1 protein-coding gene is annotated in these 1,399 nt (G+C 71.7%); it reads right to left on the bottom strand.

Annotated elements, in window-relative coordinates:
* Positions 1 to 1,399 (bottom strand): acyltransferase domain-containing protein (locus KN815_RS30425; protein WP_216345086.1); only part of this gene is annotated, 1,399 nt, incomplete at both ends.

Genomic DNA, 1,399 nt, shown 5'->3' on the forward strand with positions numbered 1-1,399 from the left:
TCCCAGGCGGCAATGCGCTCCTTGACCTGACCGACCGGCAGCCCGACCGACACCATGCCACCACGGCCCGCAAGACCCGCCGCGATCGCCTGCGACCGCAAGGCCACCACCTTCGCGGCGTCCTCCAACGACAGCGCACCCGCCACACACGCCGCCGCGATCTCACCCTGACTGTGACCCATGACCGCGTCCGGCTGCACACCGGCCGAACGCCACAACTTCGCCAGGGACACCATCACCGCGAAGAGCACCGGCTGGACAACATCCACCCGGTCGAAACCAGGAGCGCCCTCAGCACCCCGCAGCACATCCGTCAGCGACCAGTCCACATGAGCCGACAGAGCCGACTCACACTCACCGACCGCCTCCGCGAACACCGGCGAGGACTCCAGCAAGCCCACCGCCATGCCCAGCCACTGCGCACCCTGACCCGGGAACACGAACACCGAACGGCCGGCGTCGCCGGTCCTCCCCCGCACCACTCCGTTGGACGCGGTGGCGTCCTCGGCGACCGCCTCCAGACGCTGGAGGAGTTCCTCCCGGCCGGCCCCGGTCACCACGGCCCGATGCTCGAACGCGGACCTGGTCGTGGCCAGTGAGAGAGCCACATCCGCGATGCCCAACTCCGGGCGCTCCGCGAGGAACTCCCGCAGTCGTCCGGCCTGTGCCTGGAGCGCCTCCGCGCTACGGCCCGCCACCACCCACGCCACCGGACCGTCGACGGCCCCGGCCTCGGGGGCTTCGGCCGGCTCGGCCTCCGGAGCCTGCTCCAGGATGGTGTGCGCGTTGGTGCCACTCATGCCGAACGAGGAGACGGCGGCGCGGCGCGGGCGGTCGCGGTCCGGCCATGGGGTCGACTCGTGCAGCAGGGAGACGGCACCGCCGGTCCAGTCGATGTGCGGCGAGGGCTCGTCCGCGTGGAGCGTCTTCGGCAGCACGCCCTCCACCATCGCCATCACCATCTTGATGACGCCCGCGACACCGGCGGCGGCCTGCGTATGGCCGATGTTGGACTTGATGCCGCCCAGCATCAGCGGCTGGTCCGCGGGCCGATCCTGGCCGTACGTCGCCATCAGCGCCTGCGCCTCGATCGGGTCACCCAAGGTGGTGCCCGTACCGTGTGCCTCCACGGCGTCCACATCGGTGACCGACAGCCGGGCGCTGGTCAGCGCCTGCCGGATGACCCGCTGCTGCGATATGCCGTTGGGCGCCGTCAGACCGTTGGACGCGCCGTCCTGGTTGATCGCCGAACCCCGGACGATGGCCAGCACCTTGTGGCCGTTGCGCTGCGCGTCCGACAGCCGCTCCACGAGCAGCATGCCGACGCCCTCACCCCAGCCGGTGCCGTCGGCCGCCGCCCCGAACGGCTTGCAGCGGCCGTCCGCGGCCAGGCCGCGCT

Origin of the sequence: Streptomyces niphimycinicus, from assembly GCF_018883605.1 — a bacterium.
Taxonomy (GTDB): Bacteria; Actinomycetota; Actinomycetes; order Streptomycetales; family Streptomycetaceae; genus Streptomyces; species Streptomyces niphimycinicus.